12 protein-coding genes are annotated in these 15,952 nt (G+C 68.2%); 4 read left to right on the top strand and 8 right to left on the bottom strand.

Annotated features, from left to right (window positions below; genetic code table 11):
- Positions 1 to 42: 42 nt before the first annotated feature.
- From MNR00_RS07350 to MNR00_RS07340, 3 genes are all read right to left on the bottom strand, one after another.
- Positions 43 to 1,053, bottom strand: a complete 1,011-nt coding sequence (locus MNR00_RS07350) for a hydroxyacid dehydrogenase (protein WP_241928500.1) — start codon at positions 1,051 to 1,053, stop codon at positions 43 to 45.
- Between the two features lie 55 nt (positions 1,054 to 1,108).
- The gene (locus MNR00_RS07345; RefSeq protein WP_241928499.1) at positions 1,109 to 3,118 is read right to left on the bottom strand and encodes a hypothetical protein; all 2,010 of its coding nucleotides are present in this window, start codon (positions 3,116 to 3,118) and stop codon (positions 1,109 to 1,111) included.
- 83 nt (positions 3,119 to 3,201) lie between these two features.
- Positions 3,202 to 4,518, bottom strand: coding sequence for an alpha-L-fucosidase (locus MNR00_RS07340; protein ID WP_241928498.1), 1,317 nt, complete (start codon positions 4,516 to 4,518; stop codon positions 3,202 to 3,204).
- Positions 4,519 to 4,590: 72 nt separating this feature from the next.
- On the opposite strand from MNR00_RS07340, the gene MNR00_RS07335 reads away from it, so the two are divergent.
- The gene (locus MNR00_RS07335; protein WP_241928497.1) at positions 4,591 to 5,730 is read left to right on the top strand and encodes a substrate-binding domain-containing protein; all 1,140 of its coding nucleotides are present in this window, start codon (positions 4,591 to 4,593) and stop codon (positions 5,728 to 5,730) included.
- 37 nt (positions 5,731 to 5,767) lie between these two features.
- On the opposite strand, the gene MNR00_RS07330 is transcribed toward MNR00_RS07335, so the two are convergent.
- From MNR00_RS07330 to pabB, 5 genes are all read right to left on the bottom strand, one after another.
- Positions 5,768 to 6,226 carry a hypothetical protein gene (locus MNR00_RS07330; RefSeq protein ID WP_241928496.1) on the bottom strand — a complete coding sequence of 153 codons (459 nt, stop codon included), beginning with the start codon at positions 6,224 to 6,226 and terminating at the stop codon, positions 5,768 to 5,770.
- Entirely contained in the window at positions 6,223 to 8,499 is a 2,277-nt protein-coding gene (locus tag MNR00_RS07325) for a ComEC/Rec2 family competence protein (RefSeq protein WP_241928495.1), read from the bottom strand. The genes MNR00_RS07330 and MNR00_RS07325 overlap by 4 nt, the downstream gene beginning before the upstream one ends.
- Positions 8,496 to 9,074: a ComEA family DNA-binding protein gene (locus MNR00_RS07320; RefSeq protein ID WP_241928784.1), complete on the bottom strand. Its 579-nt coding sequence runs from the start codon at positions 9,072 to 9,074 to the stop codon at positions 8,496 to 8,498. Before MNR00_RS07320 ends, MNR00_RS07325 begins: the two co-directional genes overlap by 4 nt.
- A 159-nt stretch (positions 9,075 to 9,233) precedes the next feature.
- On the bottom strand, positions 9,234 to 11,726 hold the full coding sequence (gene leuS / locus MNR00_RS07315) for a leucine--tRNA ligase (RefSeq protein ID WP_241928494.1): 2,493 nt from the start codon (positions 11,724 to 11,726) through the stop codon (positions 9,234 to 9,236).
- Positions 11,727 to 11,856: 130 nt separating this feature from the next.
- Positions 11,857 to 13,260, bottom strand: a complete 1,404-nt coding sequence (gene pabB / locus MNR00_RS07310; protein WP_241928493.1) for an aminodeoxychorismate synthase component I — start codon at positions 13,258 to 13,260, stop codon at positions 11,857 to 11,859.
- A 42-nt stretch (positions 13,261 to 13,302) separates the two neighbouring features.
- Here pabB and MNR00_RS07305 point away from each other — a divergent pair, with 42 nt between their 5' ends.
- From MNR00_RS07305 to MNR00_RS07295, 3 genes are read left to right on the top strand one after another with little or no spacing between them, the layout of a single operon-like run.
- Positions 13,303 to 13,992 carry a DedA family protein gene (locus MNR00_RS07305; protein ID WP_241928492.1) on the top strand — a complete coding sequence of 230 codons (690 nt, stop codon included), beginning with the start codon at positions 13,303 to 13,305 and terminating at the stop codon, positions 13,990 to 13,992.
- A 34-nt stretch (positions 13,993 to 14,026) separates the two neighbouring features.
- On the top strand, positions 14,027 to 15,058 hold the full coding sequence (locus tag MNR00_RS07300) for a phosphatase domain-containing protein (RefSeq protein ID WP_241928491.1): 1,032 nt from the start codon (positions 14,027 to 14,029) through the stop codon (positions 15,056 to 15,058).
- Between the two features lie 7 nt (positions 15,059 to 15,065).
- Positions 15,066 to 15,938: a 3-methyladenine DNA glycosylase gene (locus MNR00_RS07295; protein WP_241928490.1), complete on the top strand. Its 873-nt coding sequence runs from the start codon at positions 15,066 to 15,068 to the stop codon at positions 15,936 to 15,938.
- Positions 15,939 to 15,952: the final 14 nt, after the last annotated feature.

Below are 15,952 nucleotides of genomic sequence, written 5' to 3'. Positions count from 1 at the left end.
GGGGCCCGTTGCCGGGTTTCTGTCGTGCTGGTATTGGTGGGTTCAGGCGATGAGCAGACTCCGCGCCGCATCGATCGCACCGGGGAGATCCGCACCGGCGCCATACGCGGACAGCGCGTCCAGTGCGTGATGCGTCAGTCTGCGCGTCTCGGTTCCGAGCGCGCCCGCCAGGTGCGGTGTGATGGTGACGTTGGCAAGCGCACGCAGTGGATGCTCGTGCGGCAGCGGTTCGGGCTCAGTGACATCCAGGATGGCGTCGAGCCGACCACTCCCGCACTCCGCCAGGAGGGCGTCATGATCGACGATTCCCCCCCTGGCTGTGTTGATCAGGGTGGCACCGTCCGGCAGCAGGGCGAGCTGTGCGGCGCCGATCATCCCGACGGTCGTGGGAAGCAGCGGTGCGTGCAGCGACAGGATCTCGGCGCGTCGAAGCACCTCCTCCAATGACACCAGCAGACCGCCGGCTGACCGCACCGCGTCCGCGTCTGCGAACGGGTCGGCCACCAGCACCGGGCCATGATCGAGCACGCTGAGCAGTTCGAGCACCTTGCGCCCGATCTGCGAGAACCCGACGATGCCGATGGTCCGCCCGAGGTTGGACAGCGCGCTGCCTTCATTGGTGGTGGTCCATGCGGTCGGTCCGGCCGGGCGCCCAGCGGCCAATGGCAGAGCCCGTTTTCCGGCGAAGATGATGGCAGCGAGGGTGTACTCCGCGACCGGGACCGCATTCGCCGCGGCCGCGGAGGACACCACGATGCCCCTGTCGTAGACGGTGTCTGGCACGAGGTGGCGTGTGCTGCCGGCCGCATGGATGATCGCACCGAGCCGAGGCATCCGATCCAGGTGCTCACCCGTCACCCGCGGGCAGCCCCAAGAGGTCAGGAGCACCTCCGTGTGAGCGAGCCGCTCCGCGGAGACCTCAGCAAGCGATTCGACGCAGATCGGATCGCCGAGCGTGGCCATGGTGCCAAGCCTGTCCAGCTCGGTGCGGCCGAACTGCTGGCGATACGTGGCGGGCGCCATCACCAGCAGCGTGCTCGGGTTGTCTTTCACAGCACATCCATCCTGAATCGTGTCGGGGTCGTCGAAGGTCGTGGAGCGTGGGCGCCTAGTGGCGCACGTCGATGCGAATGAGGTTGCGCTTCCGGATCGCGTAGAAGCGTCCGCGCTCGTCAACGGAGACGCGCGGCATGCCGTACCACTCACCGCCGAGGTCCTCGACGAGCGGCTCCAGAGCGAAGGAGTGCTTGTCGAAGCGGTAGAACGTGGTCGCGGATGCCCCGTACACCTGACCCCTGTGCTTCACGAAGGTCCCCCACCCGGGCACGTGCTTGTTGTGAGCGGCTGCGTGCACCGTCTTGCGCGTGCGCAGGTCGACGACGCCGAAGTTGCCGGCGTACGCCATCACATAGAGGTGTCTGCCGTGTACGGCCAGCCCAGTGACGCCGCGCTGGGTGAACTCCGGCGCGATGCGCCACATCTCCCGTCGGCTTCGCAGATCCCAGGCGATGATGGTGCCAGCGGGGTCGCCGCTCTGCAGCTGGCCGCCGAGGTATGCGATGTTGCCATCGATGTACAGCTGTCGGACGAACTGCAGGTCGCCGAAGGGGTTCATCACCTCGGTCTCGAGCTTGTCGGTCCGCGGGTCGAACGACATCAGTGCGCCACCCTGAGCCGTGTCCGACTGGCTGCCGACGAACATGCGGCGATGACGGCGGTCCCATTGCACGTCCTGCGGACGGTTCTGACCAGACGGGAGCAGAGCAGCGACCACCGGCCACTGCCCGTCCGTGTCCGGGTCGTACCGGAGGATGCCGACGCCGCTGTACTGCCCTGTGAACAGCTTGCCGTCGACGATGGCGGCGTCCTTCGCCTCGCCGGGCGCGTACAGTGTGACGACCTCCCCGCTTCGCACATCGTGACGCGAGATCGCGTTGTTCCCACCGACGTAGACGAAACGTGAGGATGCGGTAACTGACATCGCCAGCTGCGCATCGGCGGGCGCACCGGCGTCGACCAGATCATGCGTGATCGTCTCGCCGGTGCGGATGTCGATCTCGAAGACCAGTCCGAACCCCGAAGTGATCACAAGTCGTCCGTCCCGGACGAACAGATCCCACATCTCGCCGAGCGCTCCTGTGGTCGGCGTGATGTGGCGGAAGCTGTCGGCTGCGGGGTCGTACTCGAGGACGCTCTTGCCTCCCGTGAAGTAGAACTTGCCCTCGTGCTCCAGTGGGAGCTTGGCGAGACTGCCCTCGGTCTGGGCGATCGTGTACTGAGTCGGATCGTTTCGGTCGATGAAGGCGATTCCGACACCGACGGCCGTTCCACCGACTGCGACCAGTGTCTCGCCGATGACGGCGAGATCACGGAGTTCGATCGCCGCTTGGAACTCTGCGGGAAGGATCGAGGTGGACTGCCCTGTCTCGCGGTCGACAGCGAAGAGCTTGGCTGCACTGCCGACTCCGCCTTCGCCTCGACCGCGGTATCCGATGTACACGGTCGATTCCGACGCAGCGACGGTGCGTCCCCATTGTGCGCCTGGGTCGGGAGTCGCGAGGACGCTGACCTCGTTGGCCGCCGGGTCGTACTGGTGCACCCCCATGTCACCCTGCCCGACCATGAAGACCACCCCGTCGGGTGCCGTGGTCATGTGCAGCGGGTTGAATCCCTCAATCCTCGCGACGTCCTCGCGAGGGCTGCCCGGCTGCGACACATCAAGACGGAACAGGTTGGCGGCCCCTGCCGTGCTCTTCGGATCGACACCCACATAGACGTATCGACCGTCGAGGCTTGCGGTGAGCGCCTGGCTCACCTTGCTCTGACAGGGCGTGACGCTGGTCACCGACCGGCTGTCGAGGTTGTACCCGATCACCTGCATCGGCTCGATGTTGCGGGACGCGATATAAATCGTGTTCCCCACGTTCACGGCGCCGGCGAGGCTGTACGCGCGTACTCCTGGGCCGAGGTCAGTGATGTCGATCTGTGGTGCGTGCGCGCCTGGGCGCAGAGGCAGGCCGGATGCGTTCAGGCCGACACCGGCGCTGAGGGCGGTTCCGAGCCCGACGCCGCCGAGTTGCAGCAGGGTTCGACGGTCGATGGGGGGCAGCTTGGTCATGTTCACCTCGTTGTGTAGTCGCACATCGGTCGATGCGCGGATCATGAGAACGGCACATCGGACGATGTGCGTCGCGGGCTGGGTCAGGCGGGAGTGAGCTCGATGGCGATGACGGTGTCGACGTCATCCGGAAGCGGGTAGGTGTACGTGTGCTCCGGGCCGAAGGCGACGAACACTGTGTCGGGGTAGGGCGCGGTCACCCAGGTGAGCAGTCGAGGCCTCTCCGCACCCGTCGAGACATCCCACATCCGTCTGACACGCTGGGCGGGAATGCCGCTCAAGGCGAGTGGTCCGATAGGCGCTTCGAGTACGTGCGCGAACACGACATCGCCGCGCTGGGTGTAGTAGCCCCATTCGGGCTTGGGAAGGGTCGCGGGCGCAGCGCCGTAGATGGAGTCGCCGTTGCGCTCCAGCCAGTCCCCCACCTGAGCGAAAATCTCGATCGCCTCGGCGGGGAAGGCGCCGTCGGGCTGGGGACCGACGTTGAGCAGGACATTGCCGCCCTTGCTGACGGCCTGCACCAGCGTGCGGATCACCAAGTGCGCCGACTTGAACGACGTGTCACCCTCGAACCAGCCCCAGTGGTTGTTGTGCGGGAGCGCGGCTTCCCAGGGCACGGCGATGCCTCCTGCGTTGTGCACCGGGCCCGCGGGCAGCAGTGACTCGGGGCTGGCGTAGTCGCCGGCCCACGGCGCCGGCTCCTCGTCGAGGATGGTGCCATAGCCACCGGCCCCGGCATCCAATCGGTTGTTGATGAGGATCTGCGGCTGATGGCTCCGCACCATCGCCACCAGCTCCTCCCCACCCCAGGCCTGTCCGACAAGGTCCTGATACGAGAAGTCGAAGAACAGCGTGTCCAGCACCCCATAGCGAGTGACGAGTTCGCGGACCTGCTCGTGCATGTAGGCGACGTAGCGTGAGAGCACGGCATCCGGGTTTCCGTTGACAGCGTCGCCACGATGCGGGTGGTTCTCGTCGTGGACGGAGGGGTAATCGGGGTGGTGCCAGTCCAGCAGCGAGTAATACAGCCCGACCTTGATCCCGCGGGCGCGGAATGCCGCCAGGAACTCCGCGACCAGGTCACGACCGTACCCGTTGTGCAAGGTCGAATAGGTGGTTGTTCCGGTGTCGAAAAGGCAGAAGCCGTCGTGGTGCTTCGCCGTCATGACGGCGTACCGCACCCCAGCGGCCGCCGCGGCGTCCGCCCAGGCCTCTGGGTCGAAGTTCTCCGGCTGGAATGCGTCGACGGCGGCCTGATACTGCTCGATCGTGAGCTGCTCACGGGAGCGAACCCAGGCGTCGCGCCCCAGAACCGCGTAAGCCCCGAAGTGGATGAACATGCCGAAGCGCGCCTCCGTGAACCATCCAGCATCGAGCACCGCTGCGTCGTCCGACGTCATGTCCTGCATCCCGACTCTCTCCCTTGAACGCTTCAAACCTAACTTCCGTTTCGCACCAATTCACGACTGATCATGAACGAGCATGTTCGTATGTGTATGATTTACCGCATGGACCCCCAAACCACGCACTTCGCGCTCCGTCGCAGGGAGCAGATCCTCGATCTCGTCCGGTCGAACGGACAGGTGACCGTGTTGGAACTCGCGGCGCTGTTCCAGGTGACCGATGTCACGATCCGACGCGATCTGGGCGCGCTGTCACATCAGGGGCTGATCTCCCGGGTGCACGGCGGCGCGACGGTTCGCAGTGATCTCGACCGCACAGTCACCAGTCGGGGCGGTCCTGACGCTCCTCCGCGATTCCGCGTCGGGATGGTCATTCCGACCTTGGCCTATTACTGGCCCGCGATCATCGCCGGAGCGCGGACGGCTGCTGCGGCGGCGCAGACTCAGCTGGTGCTGCGCGGGGCCTCCTACGACGCCGCCGAGCAGCACCGCCAGCTCGACGCTCTGGTGGGATCAGGCACGGTGGATGCTCTGATCGTTGCCCCGGATACAGAGGGAGCTGCAGGGGCCGGGCTCCTCACCTGGCTCGACGATCTTCCGCTGCCGGTGGTTCTCGCCGAGCGTGCGGCACCGATGAGCTTGGGGCTGACCCGACTGTCGTCGGTTGCCACCGATCACAGCTTTGGAGCGATGCTCGCCGTCCACCATCTGTATGCGCAGGGGCACCAGCGCATCGGTCTGGTCCTTCCTCCGATGTCGCCGACCGGACTCGCGCTGCGCAGCGGCTGGCAGAACGCGATCCGCGAACTGGGGTTGGATCCGGCCGGTGGGCGGGAGTACACGCTGGAATCCACAGATGGCGGGTCGAAGGCGAACCCCTTGGCCGAGATCGTCGACGGATGCCGGTCAGACGGCACGACAGCATTGATCGTGCACTCGGATCCAGAGGCGATCGACCTGACCAATCACTGCCTCGATTCGGGTATCGCCATTCCGGGTGAGCTTGCGCTGATCTCGTACGATGACGAGGTGGCGGCCGGCGCGCAGCTCCCCTTGACCGCGCTGCGCCCGCCGAAACCGCATATCGGCAGGCTGGCGGTAGAGATGGCGCTCGCCCGGTTGGCTGAACGAACCAGGCCGATCGAACGCGTGCTCGCGCAGCCCGAGTTGATCGTGCGCAATTCGTCGGGTCCTCCGCACGCGTCGTAGTGCTGCCCGGCGTACGGATCACACGGATTCCGGCCAGTCACAGCCCCATCTGCACGACGAACGGCGGCGCCATCGCCCACAGACATGCCTCGCTGTCATCAACGCGCACGATGACGTCAGGCATGGGCAGCGGATCGCGTTCGGATGCGCTGCCACTCGCCCTCAGCGAAGCGAGATAGAACTGCGCACCAGGGTCCGGATCGGTGAAGTTCGAGCCGGAGAGGTCCAGTGGCTCGACCCCATCGACTTCGATCAGCGGCGGCGGGGTATCCGGAGCCGGCGGCTCCGGCAGCTCGATCAGCCGCGGCTCCGCGCATTGCAGCTGCTCGATCGCGGTGGGGTCGAGCAGCGAGACCGCTTCCGCGATCAGGGTCATTTCGTCGTAGACCGCATCGACGCGCGATTCGGCGGAGTCGAGTCTCTGCACCGGTGTGCACCCGCTCAGCAGCGCTATCAACCCGGCGATCGACAGCATCGCCATCAGATTCTTCTTCATCCCGGTTCTCCTTCTCTCTCGGTGCGGATGGTGATGCGGTCGCCCTGCTCCCCCAGCAGCACGAGTCCGCGCAGATCCGTGCGCAGCACGCGAGTTCCCGTCGTCTGCAACAGGCGCAGCGTCTCTGCGCGCGGATGCCCGTAGTCGTTGTCCGCGCCGACGCCGATCAGCCCGACACGGGCCCGCACCGCCTCGTACAGCGCCGGCTCCTGGTCAAGGCTGCCGTGGTGGGCGACTTTGACGACGTCGTACTGGCCAAGGTGCCCTCTGGAGAGCAGCTGGCGCTGCGGTGCGGCCGACAGGTCGCCGAGCATCAGCATCCGAGGCACGTCGCCGCCGGAGATCTCGATGACGACGCTGGCGTCGTTTCCTGCGGGGAACGCGGCGGAGTCGGGCGGCGGCCACAGCACCTGCCAGTCCGCCTCGCCGAGCATGCCGTGCACGCCGACCGATCCCTGCACCAGGCGGGCTCCCTCGGATGCCAGCTGCTGCAGCATCCGCTCATCGTCCGGCTCTGCTGGCGGGCCGTGCAGCACCGTGCCGACCCTTCCCATCACCGCGGCGGTGCCGCCGACGTGGTCGAGATCGAAATGGGTGAGCACCAGCAGGTCGATGTGCGAGGTCGCCGTCTTCGCGAGGCATTCCTGCAGGGCGTCCGGCTCGGGGCCGGTGTCGATGAGTGCGGTGCGGTCTCCCGATCGGACCAGCACCGCGTCACCTTGGCCGACATCGCACGCGGCGATGCTCCAGCCCTCCGGTGAGGTCATCGGCGCCAGTGGGCCGGCGAGCAGCATCCGACCGCCGGCGATGCCGAGCGCGACGACCACGACCAACCCGGAGATCATCCGCACCCTCGGCCACCGCGGTCGAGCGAGCAGGACGGTCACGGCTGCGCTCAGCCCGGCGACGACCACGGCGGCGAGCGGTCCGGCGACCACCAACACGGTCGCGCCGGGCAGGCCAGCGCTCACCGTCGCCGTGGTCTCGATCCACGCCGCCGGCAGCCACGCGGCGGCGGCGAACAGGTCTGCCAGCAGCGGCAGCGGAGCTGTGAGGCACGCGAGGAGCCCGATGACGGTCGCGATGGGCGCTGCTGGCGCGGCGAGCAGATTCGCGACCACCCCCACGATCGACTGCTGGTCGGAGAACAGCGCCACGATCGGGCCGCACACGACCTGCGCGGCGAGCGGTACGGACAGCGCCAGGGCGAGCGGCTCCGGCATCCACCTTCCGAGACCGCGGAGCAGCGGGCGCGACAGCACGAGCAGCGCCGCCGTCGCGGCCGCTGACAGGGCGAAGCCCGGCGTCGCGGCGAGCCACGGATCGCCCACCAGCAGCCCGCACACGGCAAGCGACAGCATCGCCAAGCCCGCGCTCGGCCGCCCGAGCAGCACGGTGAGCATCGCGAGCGCCGCCATCACCGATGCGCGCACCACGCTGGGCTCTGGCGTGACCAGCACGACGAACGCCCCGAGCGCGAGCAGCGACAGGGTCACGCGCAGTGCGCGGCCACCGCCGAGCAGCGAGACCAGCCAGAACACCGCCGCGACCACGATCGCGCAGTTCGCCCCGGAGACGGCGGTCAGGTGGCTGAGCCCTGATGCGAGCATCGCCGCGCTCAGTTCGGGTGAGACCGCACGGGTGTCGCCCACGGCGAGTCCGGGAAGCAGTCCGGCCCCTGGTTCGGGAAGGCGCGTGGCGCGGGCGATGAAGTCCGCACGGGTGCCGGCGGCGATCGCGAAGATCCCCGAGGCCGGCTGCGCGACCTCTGCTCGGGATCCGAACAGCACCAGAGCCGCGCGTTCTCCGGCATCCGTCGTCTTCGCCTGCCCCGTCACCCGCACGCGCGCCCCGAGGTCGACTCCGTCCATCGGCTCAACGCCGACGCGCACGGGGGCCGAAACCTGCCGAAGGTTCCCCGGCGGGCCGATCGCGAGCGTCTGCGCGTCGAACCACAGTCGCCCGTCCGAGCCGACCGAGGCTGACGAGGACACTTCGACCAGCGCCTCGACGACGTGGCCGTCATCGCGGGCGAGCACGTCCCGCTGCGGCTGCGCGCCGGCCACCGTCGCCGCCACGCCGGCACAGCACAGCAGGATCAGCACGATCAGGCCCAGACCGCGGCGACGCCGTGCGATCAGCATCGCGGTCGCGATGATCGCGGCCCCCGCGAAGGCGGCGGCCGCCGGCAGAGCCCATTGCGGCAGGAAGACCAGCGCCAGCGCTGCCACCCACAGCACGGTCGCGAGCAGACTGGTGCGCAGGTCGCTCATACCCGCACCTTCTCGCGCACCCCGGCGAGCAGCTTGTCGCCGATGCCTGGCACGGCCAGCAGATCGTCGACCGAGCGGAACCGGCCGTTCTCCTCACGCCAGTCGAGAATGCGCTGTGCGAGGGCTGGACCGATCCTGGGCAGAGTCTCAAGCGCGGCCTGATCAGCGGTGTTCAGGTCGATCTTGCCGTCGGCGCCGGGCCCACCTGGTGCGGCCGCGCCACCTGACGGCTCCGCCCCGACGGCCGGCACGATGATCTGTTCGCCGTCGCTGAGCGGACGGGCGAGGTTGACGGCCTGCAGATCGGCATTCTGCAGCGTGCCGCCAGCGGCAGCCAGCGCGTCGACGAGCCTGGCGTCGGCGTCGAGGATGTACAGCCCAGGGTGGGTCACCTCGCCCAGAACGTGTACGTACAGGCCCGTGCTGCCGCTGACGCTCATCTCGTCAGATGGTGCCGACGTCGCCCCGCCTGCCGGGATGCTCTCCAGCGGCACGGCCTGGCCACGCAGGATGCCCCAGCCCACGGCCGCCGAGAGCACCACCAGCCCGAGGGTCACTGCGACCCCGATGCCCATCCTCAAGCGCGGACGAGACCGCGCATCCTGGTCTGACGGGTCGGAAGGTGGCACTCCGTCACGCTAGACGGATGACCACCGTCGAGGCGCCTGGATCCCGGAAGGTGTGGACAACACGTCGCTCACATCAGGATGTGCACAGCGAGCGACGCCGGGTTCTCAGCCCTTGACGGCGAAGTTCACGATCTTCGGAGCGCGCACGATGACGCGCACGATCTCCTTGCCCTCCAGCGCACGCTGCACCTTCTCGTCGGCACGCGCCGTCGCCTCGAGGTCGGCCTCGGAGATGTCGGCCGGCACGTCGATGGTCGCGCGCACCTTGCCGTTCACCTGCACGGCGGTCGTCACGGTGTCCTCGACCAGCAGCGCCGGATCAGCGTCCGGCCACTGGGCGGCGCTGACCGAGGGCTCGTGGCCGAGCCTGGCCCACAGCTCCTCGGCCGTGTGCGGGGCGATCGGCTCGAGCAGCATCGCCAGCACCTCGGCCGCTTCGCGCACGGCAGGGTCGCCGGCACTTGCGGCACCGTCGATCGCCTTCCGGATGCCGTTGACGAGCTCCATGAGGCGCGCGACGAGCACGTTGAACTTGGTGTGCTCGACCAGCCCTGGGGCATCCGCGAGCAGGTGGTGGGTGATCCGACGCAGGCTGACATCGCCGGCCGCAGCATCCGATCCGGCCGCCGACGAGACCTCATCCGCGACGCGCAGCGCGCGGGAGAGGAACTTCTGCGCACCGCCCATCGATACGCCGGACCATTCCTTGTCGTCTTCGACGGGACCGGCGAACGCCAGCCCCAGCCGCAGCGCGTCTGCACCGTACTGCGTGAGCTGGTCGGAGAACTCGACCAGGTTGCCCTTGCTCTTCGACATCTTGGCGCCGTCGAGGATCACCATTCCCTGGTTCACCAGGTTGGAGAAAGGCTCTTCGAAGTCGATCAGACCAAGGTCGAACAGCACCTTGGTGATGAAGCGCGCGTACAGCAGGTGCAGGATCGCATGCTCGACGCCGCCGAAGTAGCCGTCGACCGGCGCCCAGCGCTTGGCCTCGGCGGGATCGAAGGCGAACTGGTCGCTGTTCGGCGACAGGAAGCGCAGGAAGTACCACGAGCTGTCGACGAAGGTGTCCATCGTGTCGGGGTCGCGCAGCGCCGGCTCGCCGGAGGCGGGATCGACCGTGCGCACCCACGACTCGGCGGCCCCGAGCGGGGACGCGCCCTTGGGACGCAGATCCAGCCCCTCGACACTCGGCAGGCGCACCGGCAGACGGTCCTCGGGCACCGGGACGACCTCGCCGTCCTGCAGGTGCAGCATCGGGATCGGCGTGCCCCAGAAGCGCTGACGCGAGATCAGCCAGTCCCGCAGGCGGAAGTTCTTCGCGGCCCGGCCGTTGCCCTCGGCGACCATCTTCTCGATCGTGCGGGCGATCGCATCGACCTTCTCGAGCCCGTCCAGTTCTCCGGATGCGGTCATCCGGCCGTTGCCCACCAGCGCGGTGCCGGTGACGGCGGGGTCGAGCTCAGCAAGGTCGCCGCCCTCGTTGGCGCCACCAGGCACGGTCGTGTCGACGACGATGCGGATCGGCAGGCCGAACGCGCGGGCGAAGTCGAGGTCGCGCTGGTCGTGCGCCGGCACGGCCATCACCGCTCCGTGGCCGTAGTCCGCCAGCACGTAGTCAGCAGCCCAGATGGGCAGCCGCTCGCCGTTGACGGGGTTGATCGCGTAGCGCTCCATGAAGACACCGGTCTTCGGGCGGTCGGTGGACTGCCGCTCGATCTCGGTCTGCTTCTGCACCGCCTCGAGGTAGTCCTGGAAGCGCGTGCGCACCTCCGCTGATGCCCCGGCCGCCAACTCGGCAGCCAGATCGGAGTCGGGCGCCATCACGAAGAACGTCGCACCGTGCAGCGTGTCGGGACGGGTCGAGAACACCGTGACGGGCTCGTCGCGCCCTTCGATGTGGAAGTCGACGTCGGCACCGGTGGAGCGGCCGATCCAGTTGCGCTGCATCTGCAGCACCTTGTGCGGCCAGTGACCCTCCAGGCCGTCCAGGTCATCGAGCAGACGGTCGGCGTAGTCGGTGATCTTGAAGTACCACTGCGTGAGCTTCTTCTTCACGACCTCGGCGCCACAGCGCTCGCATCGGCCGTCGACGACCTGCTCGTTCGCCAGCACCGTCTGGTCGTTCGGGCACCAGTTGACGGCGCTCTTCTTGCGGTACGCCAGACCGCGCTCGTACAGCTTCAGGAACAGCCACTGGTTCCATCGGTAGTACTCGGGGTCGGAGGTGTGCAGCACGCGCGACCAGTCGTACGAAGCGCCGTACGCGCGGAAGCCGGCCTTGTGCTGCTCGATGTTCTTGTAGGTCCACTCGCGCGGGTCAGCGCCGCGCTTGATCGCCGCGTTCTCGGCGGGCAGGCCGAAGGAGTCCCAGCCGATCGGGTTGAGCACGTTGTGCCCGCGGTGCCGCCAGTAGCGGGCCACGATGTCGGGGTACAGATAGTTGATCGCGTGTCCCATGTGCAGATCGCCCGACGGGTACGGGAACATCCCGAGGATGTACTTGCGCGGGCGGTCGTCATCGGCGCCGCCGGCGAGGAACGTCTCGTTCTCGGCCCAGTACTGCTGCCACTTCTGCTGGATGTCATGCGCAGACATCGCCTCAGTGGAGTCGGCGTGTGATTCGGACGAATGCTCGGACAAGGAACGACCAATCTGACGATGCGGGACGGCCCGGAAATCAGGCTCTTCCAGGTTATCGCGTCTTGCCGACCTCCCCGCCCAGTCCTCAGCCCAGCAGCCAGCCCAGAAGCTCAGCCCATTCGCCTGGCAGCTCCGCCCCCAGCGCCGCCAGCGGAGCGCGGGCCTTCGTCGATACCTCCGCCGTCTCGGCTGCGGCCTGTGAGAGCCAGGTGATCCCGCCGCCTGCGCCCACAACCGCCGCATCCGCGGTGACGACGATCGAGCGGATCACCATCGCGAGATCCACCCGACCGTCCAGCCCGACGTGCCCGAAGCACCCGGCGTACACGCCCCTTGGGCCGCGCTCCAGCTCGTGCAGGATCGTCATCGCCGACAGCTTGGGCGCGCCGGTCATACTGCCGGCGGGGAAGGCGGCATCGCAGAGATCGCCGAACGTGACGCCGTCTCGCAGCTGTGCGCTGACGGTGCTGACCAGCTGGTGCACGGCCGGGTACGTCTCGACCTGCCAGAGCCGCTCCACCCGCACACTGCCCGGCACGCCGACATGCGACAGGTCGTTGCGCATCAGATCGACGATCATGACGTTCTCGGCGCGCTCCTTGACATCCGATTGCAGCTCTTCGGCAAGCTGCGTGTCGGCGTCCTCGGTCGCGCCACGCGGCCGGGTGCCCTTGATCGGGCTGGTCGAGATCGTGCCGTCTGAGACGGCGAGAAACTGCTCGGGGCTCGCACTGAGCAGGTGCCGCTCCCCCACTCGCACATATCCGCCGTGATGCGCCGGCGTCGCCGCCCGCAGGCGGCGGTAGACGGCGAACGGGTCAGCGGGCCGCGGCGCGGTGAATCGCGTCGTGAGGCACAGCTGGTACGCGTCGCCGCGCTCGATCGCCGCGCGGCACTTCTCGATCAGCGCGGAGTACTCCGCGACGCCGTGGCGGGCATCGGCGGTCACCTTCGCGACAGCATCCGACGTCGCCGCGGGCGGATCTTGGATGCCGGCGCCGAGAGCATCCTGCGAGACCTTCTCCTGCACCGCACGCACCCAGTCGTCGATCTCGTCGGCCGCGGCGAGCGCGACGATGCGACCGCCGACATGGTCGACCGCGACGGCGTGGGTCACCGCGATCCAGGTGGGTGCCTCATCGGATGCTGCCACGGGCGCCCCGCACGCGGCGGCACCCGACTCATAGGGCATCCAGCCCACCCAGCCACCATCGAACGGCACCAGAGACTCCGACGCCGCACCGCCGTCACTGTGTGAACTGGGCTCGCTGTCCCCAGTGGGCGCGCTCAGGCGCACCGACCGCACTGCTGCAGGGTCATTCTCGATGCGGCCGGTGCCGAGGACGCTCCAGCCGCGAGTGGCATCCGCGCCGGCATCCAGCCAGAAGGCCGCGTCCGAGTCGCCGAACAGCCGCACGAACAGCGATTCGACGTCACCGGGCAGTGACGACGGCAGCTGCTTCGCGATCAGCGGATTCGGTAGAGGCACGTTCACAGCGTATGGCGCTGTTGCACGTTCTACGCTCGTGGGGTGAACGACTTCGTGCTGTGGGCCATCGAGATGGTGCAGTCGGTCGATCCTGTGCTGCGCACCGTGCTGGCCGGCGTCGCCGTCATGCTCGAGACGAGCATCCTGATCGGACTCATCGTGCCCGGCGACACGATCGTGCTGGTCGCATCGATTGGCGTGACCTCGTGGGTCGAGGGCATCGCCCTCGGCGTGACGGTGATCGTCGGCGCGCTGATCGGCGAGTCCATCGGGTTCTGGCTCGGGCGCTGGGCGGGGCCGCACATCCGGCACTCCTGGCTGGGCAGGCGCATCGGCGAGGACCACTGGCTGCGGGCCGAGCGCTACCTGCTGCGGCGAGGTGGCGTCGCGATCTTCCTCTCGCGCTTCCTGCCGGTGCTGCACTCGCTGGTGCCGCTGACGGTCGGCATGAGCGGGTACGCCTATCGCCGCTTCATCGCCTGGACGCTGCCGGCCTGCGTGCTGTGGACGTCGATCTACGTCGGCGTCGCCGCGACCGCGGCGGGAAACTACGACGAGCTGGCGTCCCGCGTGCACAATGCCGGATATATCTTCGTCGCGATCATCATCGCACTGCTGATCGCCGTGGTGATCGGCAAGAAGGTTCTGTCGCGCGTCGAGGCGCGGCACATGGCCCGCGATGTGGATGCCAACGGCAGCGGTTCTTCGAGCGAGCCGCCGACAGAACCGTGAACCCTGACCCGGAACCGTGAAAGACTAGGGGGCGATGTCACCCGCCTCCGCGGCCAAGATCCATTGGTTCGCCCGCCTCGAACACCGCCTCCACGTCTGGCGCGAACGCCGTGCTCGCAAGCGTGGCCGTTCGGCGACCCCGGTTCCGTTCCCCGGCTATGGAGGATCCGGCTGGGTTCGCGTCGTCGGCCGGGTGCTCATCGTGCCGCCAGTGCCCCGGCGCGCCCGCGGTGAAGGGGTCGGCGTGCGCGGCTGGCGCTCGTTCGCCAGCATCCCCGTCAGCTTCGCATCAGTGCGCGTCGACATCGGCGGCCGCAGCCACGACGTCATCGCTGATCGCGGCGGCGTGATCGACACTGTGCTCGAAGCCGACCTCGAGCCCGGCTGGCAGACGTTCACGATGTCGGTGGAGGGGCAGGAGCCGGTGGAGGCGACCGTGTTCGTCGTCGCCGACGACATCCGCTTCGGCGTCATCTGCGACGTCGACGACACCGTGATGGTGACCGCCCTTCCTCGGCCCTTCGTCGCCGCCTGGAACTCGTTCGTGGTCAACGAGCACGCCCGCACTCCCGTGCCAGGCATGGCGGTGCTGCTCGAACAGCTGCGCCGCGATCACCCCGGCGCCCCGGTGATCTATCTGTCCACGGGTGCTTGGAACGTCGCCCCCACGCTGCGTCGGTTCCTCAGCCGCCACCTGTTCCCTGCCGGAGCGATGCTGCTCACCGACTGGGGTCCGACGCACGACCGCTGGTTCCGCAGCGGTCGCGAGCACAAGGACACGAATCTGCGGCGCCTCGCGGCAGAGTTCCCCGAAGTGAAGTGGCTGCTCATCGGCGATGACGGACAGCACGACGAGGGCATCTACGCGCAGTTCCAGCGTGAGCACCCCGACTCGGTGGCCGGTGTCGCCATCCGTCGTCTGCTGCCCGCCGAGGCGGTGCTGGCGGGCGGCCGTGCCGCGACCGTGCTGCACCAGCCGGACGAGGCCCCCTGGGTGAGCGCCGAAGACGGCGCAGGGCTGCGCGAACAGCTCGGCGAGGTCGGCCTGCTCGACAACCCGAAGTGAGCTCACGGTGATCCTGACCGGCGAGCGACTCGATCACGCGGACTGGACCGTCCGCGAGAGAGCACATGCAGAACGCGCGGATGCCCTCACAGCCGCGCATCGCGAGCGCGCGCAACGGGGCGAGAAGCATCCTGTCTACGACTTCCTGTTCACCTATTACGCCTACAAGCCGGCGCAGCTGCGTCGCTGGCACCCAGGGGCCGGCGTGACGCTGCGAGATGCCGGTGAGCGCGCGGAATGGCGCTGGTACTCCCCCGGCGCCGAGTCCGGCGAGGTCACGCCCGACGCGACCGCATTCCGCGCTGAGAAGCCCCAGCTCGCCGACCTCGTCGAGCAGATGCTGCGGCGCACCGCATCACGCCCGGCGCAGTTCGGGTGCTTCGGCCTGCACGAGTGGGCGATGGTCTACCGCGAGGACGAGCACCGGCATCCGATTCCACTGCGGCTCGGACAGGCAGGCACCGACGCCGTCGTCGAGGCGAACGAGCTGCGCTGCACCCATTTCGACGCGTTCCGCTTCTTCGCCGATGACGCCGTGCCGCGCAACCGGCTCGCGCTGACCCGCGCGTCACAGCCCGATCTGGAACAGCCCGGCTGTCTGCATGCCGGCATGGACCTCTACAAGTGGGCGGTCAAGCTCGGCCCGCTCATCCCCGGCGAGCTGCTGCTGGACACGTTCGAACTGGCGCGAGACATCCGCGTGCTCGACATGGAAGCCGCCCCCTACGACCTTTCGGACTGGGGCGTGCAACCGGTGCCGATCGAGACAGCAGAGGGCAAGGCCGAGTACGTGCGCCGGCAGCGCGGCTTCGCCGAGCACGGCGCACTGCTGCGGCGAGCGCTGTTGGAAGCCTGGCTGGGCTCTTCCAGTGCCGTCTGATCCGCCCACTAGGG

Origin of the sequence: Microbacterium sp. H1-D42 (assembly GCF_022637555.1) — a bacterium.
Classification (GTDB): domain Bacteria; phylum Actinomycetota; class Actinomycetes; order Actinomycetales; family Microbacteriaceae; genus Microbacterium.
Note: the sequence above shows the minus strand (reverse complement) of the source record. Positions and strands in the feature narration are given on the sequence as shown.

Coding starts and splice junctions, on each gene's coding strand:
- MNR00_RS07345 (WP_241928499.1), bottom strand. CDS start 3,118: ATGACCAAGCTGCCCCCCATCGACCGTCGAACCCTGCTGCAACTCGGC.
- MNR00_RS07340 (WP_241928498.1), bottom strand. CDS start 4,518: ATGACGTCGGACGACGCAGCGGTGCTCGATGCTGGATGGTTCACGGAG.
- MNR00_RS07335 (WP_241928497.1), top strand. CDS start 4,591: ATGAACGAGCATGTTCGTATGTGTATGATTTACCGCATGGACCCCCAA.
- MNR00_RS07330 (WP_241928496.1), bottom strand. CDS start 6,226: ATGAAGAAGAATCTGATGGCGATGCTGTCGATCGCCGGGTTGATAGCG.
- MNR00_RS07325 (WP_241928495.1), bottom strand. CDS start 8,499: ATGAGCGACCTGCGCACCAGTCTGCTCGCGACCGTGCTGTGGGTGGCA.
- MNR00_RS07320 (WP_241928784.1), bottom strand. CDS start 9,074: ATGGGCATCGGGGTCGCAGTGACCCTCGGGCTGGTGGTGCTCTCGGCG.
- leuS (WP_241928494.1), bottom strand. CDS start 11,726: ATGTCTGCGCATGACATCCAGCAGAAGTGGCAGCAGTACTGGGCCGAG.
- MNR00_RS07300 (WP_241928491.1), top strand. CDS start 14,027: ATGTCACCCGCCTCCGCGGCCAAGATCCATTGGTTCGCCCGCCTCGAA.